The 21804-nt window shown below is 70.7% G+C and carries 19 protein-coding genes; 14 read left to right on the top strand and 5 right to left on the bottom strand.

Annotated elements, in window-relative coordinates; translation table 11 throughout:
• The first annotated feature begins 48 nt into the window (after window positions 1–48).
• A complete protein-coding gene (locus tag ABZW14_RS09355) occupies window positions 49–879 on the top strand; it encodes a helix-turn-helix domain-containing protein (RefSeq protein ID WP_355342383.1) in 831 nt (276 codons plus the stop codon).
• Window positions 880–944: 65 nt separating this feature from the next.
• Window positions 945–1526 carry a dihydrofolate reductase family protein gene (locus tag ABZW14_RS09350; protein ID WP_355342380.1) on the top strand — a complete coding sequence of 194 codons (582 nt, stop codon included), beginning with the start codon at window positions 945–947 and terminating at the stop codon, window positions 1524–1526.
• A 217-nt stretch (window positions 1527–1743) separates the two neighbouring features.
• Here the strand turns inward: ABZW14_RS09350 and ABZW14_RS09345 are convergent, their stop codons facing one another.
• Entirely contained in the window at window positions 1744–3252 is a 1509-nt protein-coding gene (locus ABZW14_RS09345; protein ID WP_355342377.1) for a hypothetical protein, read from the bottom strand.
• Between the two features lie 1123 nt (window positions 3253–4375).
• Between ABZW14_RS09345 and ABZW14_RS09340 the strand changes: the two genes are divergently transcribed.
• The 3 genes from ABZW14_RS09340 (at window position 4376) to ABZW14_RS09330 (ending at window position 7363) form a co-directional block, all read left to right on the top strand.
• Window positions 4376–5113 carry a hypothetical protein gene (locus ABZW14_RS09340; protein WP_355342374.1) on the top strand — a complete coding sequence of 246 codons (738 nt, stop codon included), beginning with the start codon at window positions 4376–4378 and terminating at the stop codon, window positions 5111–5113.
• 317 nt (window positions 5114–5430) lie between these two features.
• Complete coding sequence (locus tag ABZW14_RS09335) at window positions 5431–6105, top strand: cytidylate kinase family protein (protein WP_355342371.1); 675 nt, start codon at window positions 5431–5433, stop codon at window positions 6103–6105.
• A 178-nt stretch (window positions 6106–6283) separates the two neighbouring features.
• Entirely contained in the window at window positions 6284–7363 is a 1080-nt protein-coding gene (locus ABZW14_RS09330) for an endonuclease/exonuclease/phosphatase family protein (RefSeq protein WP_355342369.1), read from the top strand.
• A gap of 87 nt (window positions 7364–7450) precedes the next feature.
• Here ABZW14_RS09330 and ABZW14_RS09325 read toward each other — a convergent pair whose 3' ends face one another.
• Window positions 7451–8206 carry a PIG-L deacetylase family protein gene (locus ABZW14_RS09325; RefSeq protein ID WP_355342366.1) on the bottom strand — a complete coding sequence of 252 codons (756 nt, stop codon included), beginning with the start codon at window positions 8204–8206 and terminating at the stop codon, window positions 7451–7453.
• An 85-nt stretch (window positions 8207–8291) separates the two neighbouring features.
• On the opposite strand from ABZW14_RS09325, the gene ABZW14_RS09320 reads away from it, so the two are divergent.
• The gene (locus tag ABZW14_RS09320; protein ID WP_355342363.1) at window positions 8292–9206 is read left to right on the top strand and encodes an alpha/beta hydrolase; all 915 of its coding nucleotides are present in this window, start codon (window positions 8292–8294) and stop codon (window positions 9204–9206) included.
• The gene (locus ABZW14_RS09315; RefSeq protein ID WP_355342360.1) at window positions 9203–9826 is read left to right on the top strand and encodes a dihydrofolate reductase family protein; all 624 of its coding nucleotides are present in this window, start codon (window positions 9203–9205) and stop codon (window positions 9824–9826) included. Before ABZW14_RS09320 ends, ABZW14_RS09315 begins: the two co-directional genes overlap by 4 nt.
• A 20-nt stretch (window positions 9827–9846) precedes the next feature.
• Here ABZW14_RS09315 and ABZW14_RS09310 read toward each other — a convergent pair whose 3' ends face one another.
• Window positions 9847–10824 carry a hypothetical protein gene (locus ABZW14_RS09310; RefSeq protein WP_355342357.1) on the bottom strand — a complete coding sequence of 326 codons (978 nt, stop codon included), beginning with the start codon at window positions 10822–10824 and terminating at the stop codon, window positions 9847–9849.
• Between the two features lie 237 nt (window positions 10825–11061).
• Here ABZW14_RS09310 and ABZW14_RS09305 point away from each other — a divergent pair, with 237 nt between their 5' ends.
• The 7 genes from ABZW14_RS09305 (at window position 11062) to ABZW14_RS09275 (ending at window position 20693) form a co-directional block, all read left to right on the top strand.
• A complete protein-coding gene (locus ABZW14_RS09305; protein WP_355342354.1) occupies window positions 11062–11808 on the top strand; it encodes an MBL fold metallo-hydrolase in 747 nt (248 codons plus the stop codon).
• Between the two features lie 297 nt (window positions 11809–12105).
• Window positions 12106–12675, top strand: coding sequence for a GNAT family protein (locus ABZW14_RS09300; protein ID WP_355342351.1), 570 nt, complete (start codon window positions 12106–12108; stop codon window positions 12673–12675).
• Window positions 12676–12998: 323 nt separating this feature from the next.
• Window positions 12999–14582: a malate synthase A gene (gene aceB, locus ABZW14_RS09295; protein ID WP_355342348.1), complete on the top strand. Its 1584-nt coding sequence runs from the start codon at window positions 12999–13001 to the stop codon at window positions 14580–14582.
• Window positions 14583–14612: 30 nt separating this feature from the next.
• Window positions 14613–16085, top strand: a complete 1473-nt coding sequence (locus tag ABZW14_RS09290; protein WP_355342345.1) for an FAD-linked oxidase C-terminal domain-containing protein — start codon at window positions 14613–14615, stop codon at window positions 16083–16085.
• Window positions 16085–17332: an FAD-binding oxidoreductase gene (locus ABZW14_RS09285; protein WP_355342342.1), complete on the top strand. Its 1248-nt coding sequence runs from the start codon at window positions 16085–16087 to the stop codon at window positions 17330–17332. Before ABZW14_RS09290 ends, ABZW14_RS09285 begins: the two co-directional genes overlap by 1 nt.
• On the top strand, window positions 17332–18753 hold the full coding sequence (locus ABZW14_RS09280; protein WP_355342339.1) for a heterodisulfide reductase-related iron-sulfur binding cluster: 1422 nt from the start codon (window positions 17332–17334) through the stop codon (window positions 18751–18753). The genes ABZW14_RS09285 and ABZW14_RS09280 overlap by 1 nt, the downstream gene beginning before the upstream one ends.
• A 56-nt stretch (window positions 18754–18809) precedes the next feature.
• Window positions 18810–20693 carry an L-lactate permease gene (locus ABZW14_RS09275; RefSeq protein ID WP_355342336.1) on the top strand — a complete coding sequence of 628 codons (1884 nt, stop codon included), beginning with the start codon at window positions 18810–18812 and terminating at the stop codon, window positions 20691–20693.
• Between the two features lie 197 nt (window positions 20694–20890).
• Here the strand turns inward: ABZW14_RS09275 and ABZW14_RS09270 are convergent, their stop codons facing one another.
• On the bottom strand, window positions 20891–21463 hold the full coding sequence (locus ABZW14_RS09270; RefSeq protein WP_355342333.1) for a dihydrofolate reductase family protein: 573 nt from the start codon (window positions 21461–21463) through the stop codon (window positions 20891–20893).
• 47 nt (window positions 21464–21510) lie between these two features.
• Window positions 21511–21801, bottom strand: coding sequence for a DUF4287 domain-containing protein (locus ABZW14_RS09265; protein WP_355342330.1), 291 nt, complete (start codon window positions 21799–21801; stop codon window positions 21511–21513).
• Between the last annotated feature and the right edge of the window lie 3 nt (window positions 21802–21804).

Genomic DNA, 21804 nt, shown 5'->3' with positions numbered 1-21804 from the left:
GCGCCTATTGCTGGCTCTTCACAATGCAATGCTGTGGGTGTGGAGTACGTGTCCAGAGTGCCGCGACCGCCGCTGGACCGGCTGATCGACGACCTCTACTACCTGGAGGGTGCGCCGCCGTACGCCCGGCTGACGCTGCCGGTGTCGCCGGCGGCGTTGCTCATCGTCAACCTCGGGGCGCCGTTCCGCATCCGCGCCGGCACCGACATCGAGACGGCCGAGTACGCCGACGGCTGCGTGGTCACCACGCCCACCCGCGCGTGGGAGTTCGGCTACCCACTGCGGACCCGGTCCGTCGGCGTGCACTTCAAGCCGTGGGGGCTGGCGCCGTTCCTGCCGATGCCCGCGGCCGAGCTGTGTGACCGGCCGGTGACGGTGGAGCAGGCCTGGGGCCGGCCCGCCATCGCTGAGCTGCGAGACCGGCTGGCCATGGCGAACGGACCGCACGAGATGCTGACGCTGCTCGAGGAGGAGCTGATGCGACGGCTGTGCGAGACCGCCGGCCTAGGCCTGGTCCGCCATACGAGCAGCGTCATCGCGGCGACCAGCGGGGCGGCGGCGATCGGCGACCTGAGCGTGGCAGCCGGTGTCAGCAGCACTCACCTGGCACAGCGGTTCAAGAAGCTCATCGGCGTCACGCCGAAGCGGCTGGCCCGCACCTACCGCTTCACCGCCACCGTGTTCGCGATCGACCCAGCCAGACCGATCGACTGGGGCGACCTCGCCGGTCGCGCAGGCTACTTCGACCAGGCCCACTTCGGCCACGAGTTCCGGGCGTTCACCGGGCTCACGCCAACCCGGTACGTCGAAATCCGGCGGCGGTTCCTGCGCGAACATCCCGGTCACGTGCTGGACAGCTGGCCGCTGCCGACCGATTGATTTCTTACAAGAGCGGCAGCTCACGACACGCTAATTTGGGGCTTCCCAAAGCAGAGGAGCGCGTCGTGGGCAAGGTGGTCATGTACAGCTCGGTGTCGGTGGACGGCTTCGTCGCGGACGAGAATGACCAGCCCGGACCGCTGTTCGACTGGTTGTCCAGCGGTGACGTCCCGTTGGACGAGAGCGGCGCGGTGAAGGTGTCGCAGACGTCCTACGACTACACCCGGCCGTACTGGGACCAGATCGGGGTGACAGTCGTCGGCCGCCACGTCTTCGACATGACGGACGGCTGGGACGGGAAGCCTCCGGGCGGGATCGACCACGTGGTCGTCGTGACGCACCGGCCGGAGCCCGAAGGCTGGGACCCCGAGGCGCCGTTTCACTTCGTCGACGGCGTCGAGGCAGCCGTGGCCAAGGCGCAGGAACTTGCGGGTGACCGCATCGTCGAGGTCGCCGCTGGCGACGTCGGTGGCCAGGTGCTTGCCGCGGGCCTGATCGACGAGGTGCGCATGGACGTCGTACCCGTCGTGTTGGGGTCCGGCAAGCGCTACTTCGGGTCGGTCCACGCGCAGCACCTGTTGGAGGATCCGGACGTGGTGCTTCAGAGCAACCGGGTGCTTCACCTGCGCTATCGGGTGCGCCGTTGAGCGAGCTGCTGTCTCGAGTAGGGATCGGGCGATGTAGTTGGTGAGGTTGCGGAGCCGCGCACGCCGTGACACCGGCGGCCCGCGGCCGCCCCGCCGCCGAACGGCCCAGACGTAGGCCTTCCGGCGGCGGGCCATCAGCGAGGCGGTCGCGGTTGGCGCCGCATGGAGGTGGATGACGACCGTGCTGGTGCCCTTGCCCTGAACGGAGCTGCCCGGATCAGTCCCGTACCCAGGTGAAGGTGACCCGGGCGCCCGCTGGGAGCCGGTCCAGGTCGTTCAGCTCCAGCACGCCGGTGACCGCGCCGAACAGCTTGGCCTTGCGCAGGCGGAGCTGTCCCTCGGGGAGCTGGTAGCGGTAGAGCCCGTTGGCGTCGGTGCGCTTGCTGTCCTGCACCGCGATGGTCCAGTCCCCGTCCTTCGCGTGCAGGCCCAGCTCCTTGCGCCAGGTCAGGCCGCTGCCCAGGTTCAGCACGAACTCCACCTCGTCCGCCGGCTTCGCGCCTGCCTCGATCCGGTAGTCGACCGCGTCGTGGTCGCGGGTGATCAGCTGCCCGGCCGGCCGCTCCGACCAAGCCGGAAGGTGAGAGGCCGGCAGCGGGCTACCCTTCGGCAGGGCGGCCAGGGAACCGTCCGGCACCACACCGACCCGATCCCAGCGCAGCCCGAGCGCGGTGAACGTGACCGGGTCCGGCACGTGCCGCAGCATCCCATCGGCCACCAGGTAGACCGGATCCTGGTGCTCCTCGCGCAGCACCGTGCCGTCCACCGGCACCGGACGCAACGCCCGCAGCGAGTCGCGCGGCAGCACCCGGACGTCGGCCCAGCTGAACCCGAGGCGGACGAGGGTGTCCGGGTCGGGAATGTGGAAGCCGTGCCCGCCATAGGTGACGTACACCTCCGCGCGGTCGATCTCCCGGAGCAGGACGCGGTCCCCGGGTGCGTCCGCGACGTACGAGGTCGACCCGTCCGGGAGCTCCACCACCTCGTTCCAGTGCAACCCCAGCCGGTCGAACTCCTGCGGGCTGGTCACCCAGAACTTCGCCCCGCCGTGCACCACATAGACCCGGGGGTCGGAGCGGTCGCTGAGCAACTTCCCACCGGCGAGGTACCAGGGCAGCCGCGGCGCGTACCGCTCCACGAAGAAGCCGCGCCACTGGTCGCCGTTGCCCTGCCGCACCACCCGGTCGGCTGGGTCATACGCGGTCTTGAACTCCAGCACGTCCTCCCGGCGGGCGTACCGGTTGTCCCAGATGAAGATCCGGGTCCGCTCGCCCTCTTCGTAGCCGTACGCCACCACCTGGTGGTCGTTGCCGAAGCCGCCCGGGTCGCGGGACTGACACAGGCCCAGCGGCTGCGGGAGCCCCTGGTCGAGGAGCTGCTTGAGCTTGGGGAACTGCTCCTCCCGCGTCATCCGGGCCACGCCGATCCCACTCAGGGTGGTCGGATGGTCCGGCGTTCGCATGAACTGGAAGTACATCGGCCAGTTGTCGACGATGCTGGTGATCAACCGGTCGTAGATGTAGTCGGCGACCGGGTTGCCGTCCGGCGGCAGGGCACTGGCGGCGGGCACCGGCAGGCGCTGGTGCCAGTGGTCCAGTGCGGCGAACGCCATTCCGCCGCACCGGCCCTTGGTGTCGGTGATCGGCAGGCCGGCGATCTTGATGTGGTTGGTGAAGCCGTTGGTGAAGGCGTAGCCGTCCCGAGCCGGACGGAAGGACACCCGCATGAGAACTCTCCCGATGTCAGTAGTGGACCCGGCGACCCCTCTAGGTTCTGGTTACGCAGCCGACGACGCTGTCGCCGGTGAGGCCGCCCATCCGTTGGTACTAGCGGTCGCGGTGGGGCGACCCCGTGTTGATCTCCTCGCAGGCCGCCCGCAGGTCGGGTACCAGGTGCCTCCTCACGTCACTGCTCCTCGTCCGTGGGAAGGTCGTACTCGACCGTCTCCCCGATGAGGGCCTCCAGGTCGTCGTCCTCCTCGAAAACGGTCACCCCCGTAGTCACTGTCGACGCCGGCGGTGTCCGTCACCGTCACCTCCGGTCCCTGCTCGGGCCGCCGCTTCGCGGCGGCTTCCACGCCGGCGTGCGTTGTCCTCGCGCTCGGCGGTACGGGCCGGCTTCCTGCTCACTCTCGAAATCGCAGGTCTCGGCGGCAAGGGATGAGTCGGCTATCGGCGTCGCGACGACCCGGGCGGCGGCCGGGCGCCGCCGATCAAGAAGCCGGATCGCCGGTTGGCGGGTCCACGCCGGCGGATCGGTGAACCTCGGGCGGAATATCGGCCGGCGGTCCGCCCGGCTGATCGGGCGATCAGCCCGCCGGTTCGGGCAGGCGGGTCAGCCGGCAGGTCGGTCCGCGTCGACCATCTGCTGGCGGACACTGCGCGACTCAGGGTGAAGTGATCTACCGCCGGTAGGGTGCCCGGCAGCAGGATCGCCGCGTACTGCCGCTCGCCGAATCAGTCACTCGACGAGCACATGGAGAACAGCCTTGACGTTCCGGGAATCGTTGACCCTGCCACCGGAAAGGTCGAAGACGACTGGGCGTTGCCGGGCGGAAGGAGCCGATCCTCGGCACGAATTATCGAGGCTAATCAGTAGGCGAAGCGCCGCTCGCTACCATGAGAATCAATATAAAAAGGTTGACGTCAACTGATACGCTGCTCTCGCCTTACCCCCCTTGGAGGAGAGACACCGAAGTGAAGAAGCTATCAAGCGTCGCGTCCGTGCTCGCACTCTCAATTGGAATTGCCACTGCCCCGGCAGCGTCTGCCTACGCTGCTACGGACAGGAGCGGGGCGGAACGGCTGAACATCCCGAACAGCAGTGCGTGCAAGGCGGGTCGCACGGTCATGCAAGGCATGGCGGCAGGGCCAGGCGGCCAGCTCTACATCGTGTTCACCAAGGCGGCCGGAGCGGAGCCGGTCCTGTCCAGGTGGCTGCGCGACGGCTCAACCTGGGATGGCACTAGCTGGATCTGCGCCGGGGCGCCAACCTCCATCCCCACACTCGGCCACGGTAACGACCTCGCCTACAACCCGAACTATCTGGGCCAGGGCCCGGCCTTGATCGCCACCCAAGGGAGCCAATCCGCGTTCCTGAGCGACAAGGTGACAATCGTGCGCCTGAACACCGACGGATCCCTCGGCACAACCGGGGAAGTGCGTCTGCCGATAGGCAACATCAGCGGCCTCTGCTACAGCGCGACGGCTGCCGGCGGAGCCGGCAAATATGCGGCCCGACGATTGGGCAGCCTGTGGACCCATCCCGGCGCTGGTGCGCTTGCGAGTGGATGGACGCTGGCAAAGAGCAACCTGACGAGTCACGATAATCGTTCCGATCAAGGCATTGACTGCTCTGAGAACTATATCTGGAACACCAAGTCAATCAACACTTCAACGCCCACTACCGGGTGGAACTGGGTGTACCAGTACAACTGGTCTGGAGGCGATGTGGAGAGCGACATCGGAATTCCGGGGAACAACCTGACCGACGAGATCGAAGATGTTACCCACGTGGGGAGCGAATTCTTTGTCGGCATCAACCGGAACGACGGGCTGGCCGACTCCGTGAAGGTGTTCATCGAGTAAATTCGAGCAGTTGCACTGGCGACAATGCCGCCGCTGGCTGGCCTGAGACGGCGAATTGCGTGAGGACTCGCATCGTCTCCGACGGGGAGGCCACTGTCCTGCTCGGACTGGTCCACTACTCCAGCGCGGCAGGAAGACGGCCACCACCTTGACCAGGGCCGTGACACAGGCCGCGAAGCCGGGAAACCGGTCGAGGCCACAGGCGCGGCGTCGCTGACGGACACGCGTGCTCCCGGGCGCATCGGCAGGCGTAAGAGGGCCGGCGCGCACAGGTCGGCTCGACATGGCGATCTTCGCGAGACCAGGACGGGTAGGACATGGACCAAGGCACCCGCGACGAGTTGCTCGGCTGCCTGGCGGAGGCGGTCGGCTCCGTCACAGCCCCACACCCGACGCGGGTTGCCATCGATGGGGCGCCCGCCGCGGGCAAGACCACCCTCGCCGACGAGCTGGCGGTCGTCTTGCGTGGACAGGGCCGCGACGTCATCCGCGCGACAATCGACGATTTCCTCTTCCCCCGGGCGCAGCGCTATCCGCGCGGCGAGTACTCGGCCGAGGGCTGCTACTTCGACACCCACGACTACGGCGCGCTGAACCGGGTCCTGCTCGACCCACTCGGCCCGGGCGGAGACCGGCGCTTCCAACACGCGGTCTACGACCGCACCGCGGACACCGCGCTGTCCCCACCGGTCACGACCGCCCCCGCCGGCGCCGTGCTGATCTTCGACGGCGTCTTCCTCATGCGCCCGGAACTGATCGATCGGTGGGACCTGCGCATCTTCGTGTCGACGGCACTCGAGAAGACCGTGGATCGTGCCGCCATCCGGGAACGCCGGGTGTTGTCGCGAACTGACGTCGAACGCCGTTGGCGCGAGCGTTACATCCCCTCCCAACAGCTCTACTTCGCAACGGTCCGCCCGACCGATCACGCCAACATCATCGTGCACAACGACGAGCCCCAGCGGCCGGCGTGGGAGACCCACACACACTGACCGAATTCGGCACGTCCGGGTGTGGCCAACCCTGGACGCTTGCCCGCGCCCGCGGTCCGCGATCTTGGTCGTACGCCGAGGGCTGCCCGGAAGCGATCGACGACGGCTGCTGCCCGAGAATGAATGCCGACCCCATCCAGGGCCCGAGGATGCAGCCGGCGGTGAGCGAGGACAGGCGATGACGCAGGTGGACACGGGGGAGACCGGGCAGGGTGGCGTTGGCCGCCGGGACACCGGCAGCGGGACCTGGCGCTCGCACCTCCGCCGGGCGATACGCGCCGCCTCCCGGCCGGGCCCCTGGAAGCGCGGCCGGGTGCTCGTGGTGCTGGCGCTGCTGCTCGGGCTGCTCATGCTGCTGCACGCGCAGATCCCGAACCGGATCGGGAACCTCGGCAGCCTGGTGGAGACCTTCCTGCCGTGGTTCGGTCTGTTCATCCCCGTACTGCTGATCGGGGCGCTGTGGCGCCGCTCCGCCTCCGCGGTGGCCGCGCTGCTGCTGCCGGCCATCGTGTGGTTGAACCTCTTCGGCGGGCTGCTCGGCGACAAGTCCCACCCGGGCGGCGACCTCACCGTGGCCGAGCACAACGTCGGGGCCGGCAATTCCGACCCGGCCGGCACCGCCCGCGACCTGGCCGCCTCCGGAGCCGACGTGCTGGCCCTGGTGGAGCTGACCCCGCAGGACCTGGGTACGTACGAGAACGAGCTGGCGAGGGCGTACCCCTACCACACGGTGCAGGGGACGGTTGGGCTGTGGAGCAAGCTGCCGCTGTCGGACAGCCAGCCGGTCGACACCAAGATGGACTACGGGCCGTTGGCCGACACCAAGCCGGCCGACGTCAAGCTGTCCTACAACCGGGCGTTGCGTACCACGGTGACGACGGACCGGGGTCCGCTGGCGGTGTATGTAGCCCATCTGGGGTCCGCGCGGGTGAACCCCAGGGCGGGCTTCTGGACGGCCCACCGGGACAGAAACGCGCAGGCGCTCGGCGAGGCCGTCGCCGCCGAGCAGAACCAGCGGGTGGTGCTGCTCGGCGACCTGAACGGCACCATGGACGACCGCGCGTTCGCCAGCATCACCTCGCAGCTGCGCCCGGTTCAGGACGCAGCCGGAAACGGCTTCGGCTTCACCTGGCCGGCACAGTTTCCGATGGTGCGGATCGACCAGATCCTGGTCAGAGGCGTGCAGCCGGAACGCTCGTGGCTGCTGCCGGCCACCGGCAGCGACCACCTGCCGGTGGCGGCCGGAATAAGCTGGTGAACACCGCGTACGGGTCGGCGCTCCGCCTGCGGCAGATGACACCTGTCCTCGTGGACACGCTGACGATCCAGAACGTTGCGGCAGGGCTCAGATCCAGGGTGGTGGGCCCTCGAAGGTGAGGGTGTGCACGTCGAACAGGACCGCCTCCTCGACGCCCAGCGCCGGCCCGCCCTGGCGGGCCGCCCAGGTCAGGAACGGCCCGGGTTCAGGTCCGGCAACCCCCAGGCCCTGGGTGTATTCCGCGTGCGCAGCCAGTGAGGCGATGCCGCGCCGCAACGGTTCACCGGTGACGTCCACGCCGTGCGTGGGGCGTTCGGCGCCGCCGAAGCAGACGTAGCGCACACCGCCCCAGGGCGGCAGCCCCTCGTCCACCAGTTCCGGGAAGATCCACCGGTTGCCCGCGTCGCGGGCGGCGTCCAGCGTCGCCAGTCCCACCGCGCGGTGGTCGGCCTGGTTGGTCATACCGCCCACCATGCGGACGGTGAACGCGCCCGAGACGATCACGTCGGGCCGATGCCGGCGGATCGCCCGCACGATGTCGCGGCGCAGGTCCGGACCGTACTCGACGACGCCGTCGCGGTGGTCGAGGAACTCCACGACGTGTACGCCGACCTCGCGAGCCCCGGCGCGCTCCTCGGCCTCGCGCAACGGCCCGGCCTGGTCCGGGTGCATCGCGTCGATCCCGGCCTCGCCCCGGGTGGCCAACAGGTAGGTGACCTGCTTGCCCTGACCGGTCCAGCGGGCGATCGCCGAGGCCGCACCGTACTCAAGATCGTCGGGGTGCGCGGCCACCGCGAGACAGCGGTCCCAGTCCTCCGGCAGCGCCGGCAGAAGCTCGTCCACACTCCGGACCGTAGCCGCCTCTTCGTCCGTCCGGCACCGCCGTGTCGGCGACACTGACATCCACCGGGCCAGCGATACTGACCGGGTGGACCCCAGCCGGCTCCACCCGCAGGCGCGGGCGGCGATGCGAGTCCAGCAGCGTGTCCCGCTCACCCGCGCCAACCTGCCGGCGGCACGGCTCAGCATGGTCCAGGCGACCCCCGCCGAGGTGGGCAGCGGACCGGCGATCCGGTCCGTGCTGACCGTCGACGCCGGCGGCGTGCCCGCCCGCCTCTACCGCGACGGAGATGACGACGCGCTGCCGGTGGTCCTCTTCGCGCACGGCGGAGGCTGGGTGATGGGCAGCGTGGACACCCACGACGGGCTCTGCCGGCACCTGGCGGCCGCGTCCGGCTGGGCCGTGCTCTCCGTGGACTACCGGCTCGCCCCCGAGCATCCGTACCCGGCCCCGCTGGACGACATGCTGCGCGCGCTCACCTGGCTGCGCGGGCCGGAGGCGCCGCGGCACGGCCTCGACCCGCGCCGGACAGCCGTGGCCGGTGACTCCTCGGGAGGGCACCTGGCGGCGGTGACCGCCCGGCGTGCCCGCGACGCCGGGATCCAGCTCGCGGGTCAACTCCTCGTCTGCCCGGTCATCGACCCCGCGGCCGACTACCCGGCACTGGACGACTACGGCCTGGACCGGGAGGAGATGCGGTTCTTCTGGGACGCGTTCGCCCCACCCGGCGTGGACCGTACGCAGCCGGATCTGGACCCCCTGCGGGCCGACCTCACCGGCCTGCCGCCCGCCGTGGTCATCACCGCCGAGCTCGACCTGTTGTCCGCCGAGGGGGAACGGTACGCCGCCGCGCTGCTCGCGGCGGGCGTCCCCGTCACCGCAGCCCGGTACCAGGGACTCATCCACAACTTCCCGCGGAAGCTCGCCCTGTTCGACGCCGCCCACGGCGCGCTGGCCCAGTTGGCTGCTGCGCTGCACCGCTGGTCAGAGGAGGAACCATGAGTCCCACCGGACGGCGCGGCCCCGTGAAGGCCGCCATCACCGTGTCACTGGACGGCTACATCACCGGTCCCGACGATCACGAGGGCCAGGGGCTCGGCATCGGCGGCGAGCGGCTCCACTACTGGGTGATGGGCGGACCGTGGACCTACGAGACCGAACGCGAACCCGGCGCCGGCATGACCGACGATGACCGCGCCTACTTCGACGCGCTGCTCGACGGGACGAGCGCCGGCCTGTGCGGCCGGGGCATGTACGACAGCGCCGGCGCCTGGGGCGGCCGGAACCCGTTCGACGGCACCATGGTCGTGCTCACCCACCGCACCGCGGACCAGCCCGACCCGGACACCGGCTTCCTCATGGTCGACGGGTTCGAGGAAGCGCTCGCGGCGGCCCGCCGGGCCGCCGGGGACGGCGGCGTCGCCATCGGCGGGGGCGCCGACATCATCCGGCAGGCGCTCACGGCCGGGGTGGTCGACGAGCTCGGCATCACCACCGCCCCGGTCGTCCTCGGCCGGGGGAAGAGGCTCTTCGAGGGCTTCGACCGCGACATCGACCTCAAAATCCTCTCGGTCCACCAATCGCCGTACGCCGTTCATGTGCGGTACGCCGTCGGGCGCTGATCCCGTCGAGGCAGGGAGGCCTACCCGCGGGGGCAGGGCGAGGGTTCGGTGTTGGTGGCCCGCTCCTGATGAGGCCGGGTGGTGATGGCGTAGCCGGTGGTGGTGACGCCGAGTACCACTCCCCAGCAGAGGAATACCAGCAGGGTGGCGGTTACCGCCCATCCCTCACGCACGTCCGACCAGTGCGTGTCGCCGGCGAGGATCTGCCGTACGAGCACCGCGACGCTCAGGACGCCGTAGGTGACCAGCGCGAGCGCCACCACCCCGGCGGGGATCACCGCCAGGAGCCGGGGAACCTGGCGACCGTGTAGTCCCGGTACCCAGCGTGGGAACCGCTGCCCCCAGCGTTGTATCAACCCGAGAACGAGCAGGCCGGCGAGTGGCGGGACGACGGTGATCGCCACGCCGGTCCAGTTCGAGAGGCTCCGGTGGATGTCATTCAACTCCCGCTGCGGAATTCCAAACGGAACGCCGAGTACCCACAGCCCGTGCGGCACGGCCCAACCCACCACCGGCAGAGCGACCGCAACGTACGCCCAGCGGCGGGTCCACCGCGGCACCGGCTGGTATCCGGCCGCCCGCGCTCCGCGCCGGAGACCACAGGCGTCCGCAAGCCCGGCGAACAGCAGACCGCCGGCCGCCAGCGCGAGCCGGGCGCCGAGGTCCCGCCAGTCCGAGGGTCGCCCCGCCAACGCCGCTGGGACCTCGAAGAGCAGATGCAGCGGGAAGGACAGGACCAGGAGCAGCGCGGCAGCCGCCCAACTGCCGGCGACCGAGTAGCGGCCGGGGAACCGGACCGCGCACACGACCAGCACCGCGAGGGCGGCACCCACTCCCACCGCTCCCCAACCCGCCCAGAACGGCAGTGTCTCGATCCGGTTCGCGCCGCATCCGCCGGTCGGGTCGACCAGATTGGTGCGGTCGCAGACGGTGTACCCCCACCGGCCACCCGAGATCCAGTACGCCCGCAGGGTCACCTCGGCGACGACGAACACCAAGCAGGCCACCGCCGACGGCCGGACCGCAGGAGCCGGTGACCGGGGGCCGGGACTGACAGAGCAAGGCCTGATGGTCATGGAGCAATGCTCTGTGGCGACCGACCGGGATGTCCTCCCAGTAGCGGGGGACGCGCTCCCTCTAGCGGGGGAGTGAAGTCGTTGAACGCCCCGGTTGCATGGGGGTCGGAGGGGCAGTCCGGTGTAAGCGAGGAAGTCGTCGAGTGGATCGATGTGGACATGGTCGACTGGTACGCGCGGGCCGAAGTGGCTGGTGATGTCATCCGGATTTCGGAACCGCACGTCAACGAGTTGGTGTCGGCGAACTTCTGGTGGTTACGCGGCAACGATCGTGACATCGTGGTCGACGCCGGGCTCGGTGTCGTCGCGTTGCGGGAGGCGATTCCGGGCCTGTTCGAGCGGGATCCGATGGTGGTGCTCACCCATGCGCACCTGGATCATGTCGGTGGGGCGCCTGAGTTCGGTGACCGGGCCGCCCATCCCGCCGAGGCGGGGCTCCTGGCGGCGGGCGTACCGGCGAGCCTGTACGGCGCGGAGCTCTACGACAAACTCGGAATCGACGCAGCGGGAGAACCTGCCCCGGAGCTCATGATCGACACTTCGCCCGGTCCCGGCTACGACCCGGCTTCCTACCGGATCGAACCGATGACGCTGCATCGGATGCTTGACGACGGCGACCGGATCGACCTGGGCGGGCGAGCACTGACTGTGCTCCACCTTCCCGGCCACACACCGGGAAGCGTCGCCCTGCTGGAGGAACGCACCGGGACCCTGTACTCCGGCGACGTCATCTACGACGGTGCCTTGATCGACAACCTGCCGAACTCCGACGTGGCTGCCTACCGGCGAAGCATGGAGTTCCTCGCCGACCTCGACGTGTCCGTCGTTCATCCCGGCCACGGGCACAGCTTCGACAGGACACGCCTTCGCCACTTGGCCGAGACCTACCTGCGCCGGAGACCTTAGGGCCTGTCCTGCCGATCTTGACCGGGGGCAGGGCGACATCAGTGGGGTGCTCGTCATGATCGAGGACACTGCTCCGTCCCGCGAAGCACTGTAGGCACTCACGCACACCGAGCGAGCCGCCCTCGCCGACGACTGGGCCCGGTACCGCGTCATCAAGGGGCTACGGGTGGCGGACGCCGTGTCCTGCGACGAGCTCACCGGCCCTGGCGTGGTCACCCTGCGGGAACGCTGCGCCACCGCCTGACGGCCGCCGGCCCGGGGCAGCGGGCGGCCCGGCCCGTCACTACGGTGCGGGAGATGGACAGTTCCCATCCGCTGGTGGTCGGCGTCGTGCACGAGGCGCCCGGCTCGACCGTACGACTGCGCCCGGTGGCCGAGGACGATCTGGCGATGTTGCGCCGGTTCGCGGTCGAACCCGGGCTGATCGGGCTCGACTGGGCCGGCTTCCGGGACGCCGCCGCGCCGGCCCGCCGCTTCGCCGAGGACGGCTATCTCGGCGAGCAGGTCGGCGGCCTGATCGTCCAGGTCGAGCCCCCGGACGTCCCGGCGGGCTACCTCAGCTACCTGCAGCACCAGGGCGGCGGGCGGGCGCCGTACTGGGAGATCGGCATCGTGCTGCTGCCCGAGTGGCGCAGCCGGGGTCTCGGCTGGCGGGCCCAGGCGCTGCTCTGCGACTACCTGTTCAGCTACACCCCGGCGCAGCGCATTCAGGCCAGCACCCATGCCGAGAACGCCGCCGAGCAGCGGTCGCTGGAGAAGGCCGGCTTCCAGTTGGAGGGGGTCTTGCGGGCCTGCGAGTTCCGGGCCGGCGCCTGGCGTGACGGGTGGCTCTACAGCCGGCTGCGCGACGACCCGTCACCGCTGTGACCGGATGGCTCGGCGTCCCCCTGGTTGGCGTCGAGCCGTTGCGAAAGGCGTCCCCCGGCAGCAACCCGTGTCATGGCGGCTGAGCCTGCCCATCGGGGCTGGGCGTGCCCTGCCAATCTTGTAGTGGTTGGTCGTTGACGATGTGCCGTCCCGACCCCGGCCGTTCGCCGCTCGCCGCAGACCAGGCACCGCTCGCCGCAGTGGACCGACCGTTCCCAGCCACTGTGCCGTCGCTCAACTCGCGGCCATGACCAGCGAGAACTACAGTCGGCTGAAGCGCCACCGGATAGATCGCGACACATATCACGGTGAGGAGCGAGTCGATGGCCAACACTGCCGGCATCGAGGTCACCGGGCCGATGCACCCCCGGTACGACGAGATCCTCACCCCCGAAGCGTTGAGCTTCCTCGCCGACCTGCACCGCGCCTTCGACGCCCGCCGCCGCGAACTGCTCGACCGGCGCAGGCGGCGCGAGGCCGAACTCGCCACAGGCGCGCTGTTCGACTTCCTCCCCGAGACCCGGAAGATCCGCGAGTCCGACTGGCGGGTCGCCGATCCCGCGCCGGGCCTGGTCGACCGCCGGGTGGAGATCACCGGCCCGACGGACGCGAAGATGACCATCAACGCGCTCAACTCCGGGGCGAAGGTGTGGCTGGCCGACCACGAGGACGCCAACACCCCGCTCTGGGAGAACGTCATCGCAGGCCAGCTCAACCTCCGCGACGCGATCGACCGCAAACTCGACTTCACCTCGCCCGACGGCAAGCAGTACGCCCTGCACGACGGCGAGCTGGCCACCATCGTGGTCCGGCCGCGCGGCTGGCACCTCACCGAGAAGCACATCCTCGTCGACAGCGAACGCACCTCCGGCAGCCTCGTCGACTTCGGCCTCTACTTCTTCCACTGCGCCCGCCGGCAGCTCGACCGCGGCGCCGGACCCTACTTCTACCTGCCCAAGATGGAGAGCCACCTCGAGGCCCGACTGTGGAACGACGTCTTCCTGCTCGCGCAGGAGCGCCTCGGCATCCCGCGCGGCACCATCCGGGCCACCGTGCTGATCGAGACGTTCCCGGCCGCGTTCGAGATGGACGAGATCCTCTACGAGCTGCGCGAACACTCCGCCGGGCTGAACGCCGGCCGCTGGGACTACATGTTCAGCGTGATCAAGAAGTTCCGCACCCGGGGCGCCGACTTCCTGCTGCCCGACCGGAACTCGGTGACCATGACCGTGCCGTTCATGCGCGCCTACACCGAACTGCTGGTGCGGACCTGCCACCGGCGCGGGGCGCACGCCATCGGCGGGATGGCCGCGTTCATCCCCAGCCGCCGCGACCCGCAGGTCAACGAGACGGCGCTGGCGAAGGTCCGCGACGACAAGACGCGGGAGGCGGGCGACGGGTTCGACGGCTCCTGGGTCGCCCACCCCGACCTGGTGCCGATCTGCCGGGAGGTCTTCGACCAGGTCCTCGGTGACCGGCCCAACCAGCTCGACCGCACCCGCGACGAGGTGCGGGTGACCGCCGCCGAACTGCTCGACGTCCGCTCCACCCCCGGGCAGCACACCGAGGACGGGCTGCGCAACGCGGTCAGCGTCGGCGTGCAGTACCTGGCCACCTGGCTGCGCGGCTCCGGCGCGGTGGCCATCTACAACCTGATGGAGGACGCGGCCACCGCGGAGATCTCCCGCAGCCAGGTGTGGCAGTGGCTGCACAACGACGTCACCCTCGACGACACCGGTGAACGGGTCACCCGGGAGCTGGTCGAACGGATCGCCGACGAGGAGATAGGCAAACTGCCCGGCGCTCCCGGTGACTACGCCGAGGCCCGGGCGCTGTTCATGGAGGTCGCCGTCGCCGACGACTTCGCCGACTTCCTGACTGTGCCCGCGTACGAACGGATGCCCTGACCGACGACCGACGCGACGGTGGAGGTGGCGATGAGCCCGACGACGACGGACCTCGACGCTCTCGCCGCCGCCCTGCGGACCGCCATCGGCGCCGACCGGGTGATCAGCGACCGGCAGGAGCTACGCACCTACGAGTGCGACGGCCTGGCCCAGTACAAGGTGATCCCCGCGCTGGTGGCGCTCCCAGCCGACGCGGACCAGTGCGCCGCCGTCGTGCGGGCCTGCGTCGCCGCGGGCACGCCGTTCGTGGCCCGCGGCTCCGGCACCGGGCTCTCCGGCGGCGCCCTGCCCCACGCCGACGGCGTCCTCGTGGTCACCTCGCAGATGCGGGACATCCTGCAGATCGCGCCGGACGACGAGCGGGCGGTGGTGCAACCCGGCGTCATCAATCTGGCGATCACCCGGGCCGCCACCCCGCACGGCTACTACTACGCGCCGGACCCGTCCAGCCAGCAGATCTGCTCCATCGGCGGCAACGTCGCGGAGAACTCGGGCGGCGCTCACTGCCTGAAGTACGGCTTCACCACCAATCACGTCCTCGGCGTCGAGCTGGTCACCCCGGACGGCGACCGGGTACGCCTCGGCGGACGCGCCCCCGACGCCCCCGGCTACGACCTGCTCGGCGCGTTCGTCGGCTCCGAGGGCACCCTCGGCATCGCCACCGAGGTGACCGTCCGGCTGACCCGGCTGCCCGAGTCGGTGCGCACCCTGCTCGCCGCGTTCGAGACGACCGACCAGGCCGGTGCCGCGACCTCGGCGATCATCGCGGCCGGGGTGGTGCCGGCGGCGGTGGAGATGATGGACGCCCTGGCCATCGAGGCAGCCGAGGCGGCGGTGCACTGCGGCTACCCGCCCGGCGCCGGGGCGGTGCTGATCGTCGAGCTGGACGGGCCCGAACCCGAGGTCGACGCCCAGTTCGCGCAGGTGGAGAGTCTGTGTCGGGAGAACCGGGCGTTCGAGATCCGGATCGCCGCCGACGACGCCGAGCGGGCGCTGTTCTGGAAGGGGCGCAAGTCCGCGTTCGCCGCCGTGGGGCGGATCAGCCCGGACTACATCGTTCAGGACGGGGTGATTCCGCGGACCGCCCTGCCGGAGGTGCTGCGCCGCATCGGCGAGCTCTCCGCCGAGCGCGGCATCCGGGTGGCGAACGTCTTCCACGCGGGCGACGGCAACCTGCACCCGTTGGTCCTCTTCGACGCCGCCGTCGACGGCGAGACCGTCCGCGCCGAGGAGGTCTCCGGCGCGATCCTCGACCTCTGCATCACCCACGGCGGCTCGATCACCGGGGAGCACGGCGTGGGCATGGACAAGGCGAAGTACATGCCCCGCATGTTCACCGACGACGACCTGGACACCATGCAGCTGCTGCGCTGCGCGTTCGACCCGGACGGGCTGGCCAACCCCGGCAAGGTCTTCCCGACCCCCCGCCTCTGCGGCGAGGTGCCGGGCCGACGCAAGGGGGTCCACCCGGCGCAGGAGGCCGGCCTGGCGGAGGTGTTCTGATGCCCGCCGACCGGACCCTCGGCCAGCTCCGCGCCGCCGCCGAGGTCGTCCGCCCCGCCGGCGAGCACGACACCGTCGCCGGGGTCGCGGCCCGGTACGTCGCCGTCCCCCGCGACACCGGCCAGGCCGCCTCCCTGCTGCGCGCGGCAGCCGCGCTCGACCTGGCCGTCACGTTCCGCGGTGGCGGCACCAAGCAGGACTGGGGGAGTCCACCCCGACGACTCGACCTGATCCTCGACACCACCGCCCTGACCGGGGTGCTCGAGCACGCCGCCGGCGACCTCATCACCGTGGTCCGCGCCGGCACCCGCCTCGACGAGCTGCCGGCCACCCTGGCCGGCGCCGGGCAGCAACTCGCCCTCGACGCACCGCTGCCCGGCGGCACCGTCGGCGGCGCCGTCGCCACCAACACCAGCGGCCCCCGCCGCATGCTCTACGGAACCGTCCGCGACCTGCTCATCGGGGTCACCCTGGTACGCGCCGACGGGGTGGTGGCGCACGCCGGCGGCAAGGTGGTCAAGAACGTCGCCGGCTACGACCTGGGCAAGCTGGTCACCGGCGCGTACGGCACGCTGGGGCTGATCACCGAGTGCGCGTTCCGGCTGCACCCGCTGCCCGCCGCCGCCGTATACGTCTCCTGCGCCGTGGACGACCCGGCCGAGGCCGGCCGCCTGGCCGCCACGATACGGGCGGCCCAGCTCGTACCCACCGCGCTGGAGGTGGACGCCCCGGCCGGCGACCGAGCGACCGTCACCGTGCTGCTGCAGGGCACCCCGGCCGGGGTGACCGCCCGGGCCGGCGCGGCCCGCCGCCTGCTCGGCGCCGACGCCACCGACACCGACCAGCCGCCCGACGGCTGGGCACGCTATCCGTGGCGCGACGGGGACGTCGGCCTGAAGCTGACCACCGCGCTGGCCGGCGTACCCCGGCTGCTCAGCGATGCCCGCGCGGCGGCCGACCGGCACGACCTGCCGCTGGCGCTGCGCGGCTCGGCCGGCGTCGGTGTCCTCTACGCCGGCCTGCCCGGCGCATCCGACCCGGAGCGGGTCGCCGGCCTGGTGGACGCGCTCCGCACGACGACCGCAGCCGTCGGCGGGCACACGGTGGTGCTCACCGCACCCGCGCCCCTGCGGGACCGGATCGACCTGTGGGGACCGGTCCACGGCCTGGAACTGATGCGCCGGGTCAAGCATCGCTTCGACCCGGACGCCCGGCTGGCGCCCGGCCGATTCGTGGGAGGGATCTGATGAGCATCCCCCAGCAGCCCGGCCCGACCCCGGTCACCGCGCCCGGCGGCAGCCGGCCGGCCAGCGGTCCCCGGGACGTGCTCGGCGCGGCCGCTCAGCCGCCCGGCGTCGGCGCCTTCGACGAGCACCACCCGCCATCTGCCGAGCTGGTCGGGGACTGCGTGCACTGCGGCTTCTGCCTGCCCACCTGCCCGACCTACGTGCTGTGGGGCGAGGAGATGGACTCGCCACGCGGGCGGATCTACCTGATGAAGCAAGGGTTGGAAGGCGAACCGCTCACCGACTCCATGGCCACCCACTTCGACCGCTGCCTCGGCTGCATGTCCTGCGTGACCGCCTGCCCCTCCGGCGTCCAGTACGACCGGCTCATCGGAGCCACCCGCCAGCAGGTCGAACGCCGGCACCGACGCGGCACCCGGGACCGGGCGCTGCGGGCGGCGATCTTCGCGCTCTTCCCGTACCGGAGGCGGCTGCGGCTGCTGCGCGGACCGCTGCGGGCGTACCAGGCCACCGGCCTGCCCCGCCTGATCCGCCGCAGCGGGCTGCTGCGCCGGCTGGCACCCACCCTGGCGACGGTGGAGTCACTGGCCCCCCGGCTCGGCCGGGCCGCCCGCCCGCCGCAGCGGGTGGCCGCCGCCGGCACCCGGCGGGCCGTGGTCGGCATGCTCACCGGCTGCGTGCAGGGCGCCTTCTTTCCCGAGGCGAACGCCGCCACCGCCCGGGTGCTCGCCGCCGAGGGCTGCGACGTGGTGATCCTGCCCGACCGGCAGGGCTGCTGCGGGGCACTGAGCACGCACAACGGACGGGAGGAGGAGGCACGCCGCTTCGCCCGCCGCATGCTGGACACGTTCGCCGCCGCCGGCATCGACTACTTCGTGGTCAACGCGGCCGGCTGCGGCTCCACCCTCAAGGAGTACGGCGACCTGCTGCGCGACGACCCCCGGTACGCGGCGCTTGCCGCCGACTTCGCCGGCAGGGTCCGCGACCTCTCCGAGGTGCTGGTCGAGCTCGGCCCGGTCGCCATCCGGCACCCGCTACCGGTGACGGTCGCCTATCACGACGCCTGCCACCTGGCCCACGCCCAGGGCGTCCGCGCGCAGCCCCGCCGGCTGCTGCGCGACATCCCCGGGCTCGAGCTGCGGGAAATCGCCGAACCGGAGATCTGCTGCGGCTCGGCGGGCATCTGGAACATCCTGCACCCCGGGCCGGCCACCGAACTCGGCGACCGCAAGGCCCGCACCGTACTGGCCACCGGGGCGAGGCTGCTCGTCACCGCCAACCCCGGATGCCTCATGCAGGTCGCCGCCTCGGTGACCCGCGCCGGCGGCGACATCGCGCTGGCACACACCGCCCAGGTCCTCGACGCCTCGATCCGCGGACGAGGGGTCGAGGAGTTGCTGCACCAGCGAACCCCGTCCTGACGGCGGGATCCACCGTCACCGCTGACCCCCGTCCCCCCACAGCGTCGAGGTGACCCATGTTCGACCAGTTCACAGTCGTCACCGAACCCGTCGGTGACTCCGTCGCGCTCTCGGCCGTCTTCGCGGTCCTACCCCTGCTCACCCTCTTCGTCCTGCTCGGCGTCATGAAGGTCAAGGCATGGCTGGCCGGCGTGATCTCCCTCGTGGTCGCCCTGATGGTGGCCATCGCCGTCTACGCCATGCCGATCGGGCAGGCCGTGCTCTCGGCCACCGAGGGGGCCGCCTTCGGCTTCTTCCCGATCCTCTGGATCGTCATCAACGCGATCTGGGTCTACAACCTCACCGTCGAGAGCGGCCACTTCGACGTGCTGCGCCGCTCCTTCGAACGGGTCAGCCCGGACATGCGCATCCAGGCGATCATCATCGCGTTCTGCTTCGGCGCGCTGCTGGAGGCACTCGCGGGCTTCGGCACGCCGGTGGCGATCACCGTGGTGATGCTGATGGCGCTCGGGTTCCGCCCGATCCACGCCGCCTCGGTGTCTCTGCTGGCCAACACCGCACCGGTGGCCTTCGGCGCGCTCGCCACCCCGATCGTCACGCTGTCCAGCGTCAGCAGCGGTGCCAACCCCGACCCCCGGCTCACCGTCGACACCCTCGGCGCGATGGTCGGCCGGCAGACTCCCATCCTCGCGGTGGTCGTACCCCTGATGCTGGTGGCCCTGGTCGACGGACGGCGCGGCATCCGCCAGACCTGGCCGGCCGCGGTGGTCGCCGGAGTCAGCTTCGGCCTGGCGCAGTTCGTCGCGGCGAACTACATCTCCGTGCCGCTGACCGACATCGTCGCCGCGCTGGTCTCGGCCGCCGCAGTGGTGCTGCTGGTCCGCCTCTGGCGCCCGGTCACCCCCACCGACCTCGGCCGCGAACCGGAGACCGCCGCCGTGCCGGCCGCCCGCGGGGCGGTCGACGCGGAACTGGCCGGCCCCGGCACGGTCCGCGCCGCCGCGGGCACCCGCTCCGACACGACCAGCACCGCCGCCCCCGGACTGGGCGGTTCCGGTGGCCAGACCCCGCCGGGTGATCCGCGCATCGACGAGACCGGCCCCGTCGGCCGGCACCGCGGCGACGACGACCTGGAACCGCGGCCCACCGACCAGGCGCGGGCCGCCACGGCCGGCGGCCGGCGGATCGCCGACACCCCGGCCGAGATCTTCCGGGCGTACGCGCCCTACCTGATCATCATCGCGATCTTCTCCATCGCCAACGTCGGCGCCGTGAAGACGGCCCTGGCGAAGGAGCCGTGGACGGTGAAGTTCCCCTGGCCGGGGCTGGACATCCTGGGCGGCAACGGCAAGCCGCTGTCCTCGGTGACGTTCACCTTCAACTGGCTGCCCGCGGCGGGCACCCTGATGATCCTCGCCGGCATCCTGACCGCGCTGGTGCTGCGGGTCTCGGCGGGCCGGGCGCTGCGCGCGTACGGCCGCACCTACGTCGAGCTGCGCTACGCGATCCTCACGGTGATGGCGGTGCTCGCCCTGGCGTACGTGATGAACCAGTCCGGCCAGACCAACACCCTCGGTGCGTTCCTCGCCGCGGCCGGCGGGGCGTTCGTCTTCCTGTCGGCGATCCTCGGCTGGATCGGCGTCGCGGTGACCGGCTCGGACACCTCCGCCAACGCGCTGTTCGGCGCGTTGCAGGTGCAGACGGCGGCCCGGGCCGGGCTGGACCCGCTGCTGCTGGCCGCGGCCAACTCGTCCGGCGGAGTGCTGGGCAAGATGATCAGCCCGCAGAACCTGGCGATCGCCGCCGCCGCGGTCGGCATGGCCGGCCGGGAGGGGGAGATCTTCCGGAAGGTGTTCGGCTGGAGCCTCGTGCTGCTGCTGTTCATGTGCGTGCTGGTCGCGCTCCAGGGCTCCCCGGTCCTGAGCTGGATGGTGCCCTGATCGCAGGTCCGACCGCCCGGGCGCCACGGCTCACGTGGCGCCCGGGCTCGTCGCGGCTCCAGCTCGGCGGGCTTCTACATAAGGTCGTTGACCTGGCACTACTCACGTCAGCGGCCTTAGTCGTCTCTCATGCTGCTACCGCACCGGGCGGTATCGCACAGGCGCGGCACCGCCCGGTGTGTTGAGCTGGGGTGCTGTCAGCGGACGACGTCGAAGACGTTCTTCTGGATGCCGTTGGCGTACGCCTCGTACTCGACGAGCTTCAGCTTCTGAGTGTCCTTGTCCGCGTCGCTGAACAGCCGTTTGCCCGCACCGAGCAGGAGAGGAAAGACGAGCATGTGATAGCGGTCGATCAGCCCGGCGTCGGAAAGAGCGCGGTTGAGAGATGCGCTCCCATGCACGACGATGGGTCCACCGTCGGTCTGCTTCAACGTGGCGACGTCGTCGATCGAGCGCAGGATCGTGGTCTGACCCCAGTCTGCGACCAGGTCGCTCTCGGTGAGGGTGGTGGAGACGACATATTTCGGCATTTCCTTGTAGCCGGCGAATTCCACCATGCTCGGCCAGACCGGGCTGAACGCTTCATAGCTGACCCGGCCCATGAGCATTGCGGTGGCCTCCTCCTGCTCCCTTCCCTTGATCTCGTACGCTTCAGGGACGAACTCGATGTCCTTGAAGGTCCATCCGGAGTTGCGGTAGCCGGGCTCCCCGCCCGGGCCCTCCACAACGCCGTCGAGTGAAATGAACATTGTGCTGATCAGGGTGCGCATCGCGCGGTCTCCTTGATGTCTTGCCGATGGTTCACGGGCGTTTCCGTTCAGGTCGGCCGGGTGGCCTTACCGTCGAGCCAGAGGGTGTCTGTGGGGTCGCGGTGTGAGCCGTCGGAGCCGACGTGCCTCGCGCTGATCTTCGGCCCCTTCTTGATGACGTGGACCAGGGCCATCGCGTGGCCGCGGCCGAGGCCGTACTCGTTCTTCAGCCAGTCGACGATCACACCGGCTTTCACGTCGGCCGCGTCGTAGCCGTGCGCCTTGGCCTCGTCGACCAGGACTCGCGGTGTCTTGCCGGTCTTGTCCTCGATGGCATCGAGGTATGCCTGGAAGGACATGTG

The sequence above is a fragment of the Micromonospora sp. NPDC004551 genome, from assembly GCF_040609975.1.
Lineage (GTDB): Bacteria > Actinomycetota > Actinomycetes > Mycobacteriales > Micromonosporaceae > Micromonospora.
Note: the sequence above shows the minus strand (reverse complement) of the source record. Positions and strands in the feature narration are given on the sequence as shown.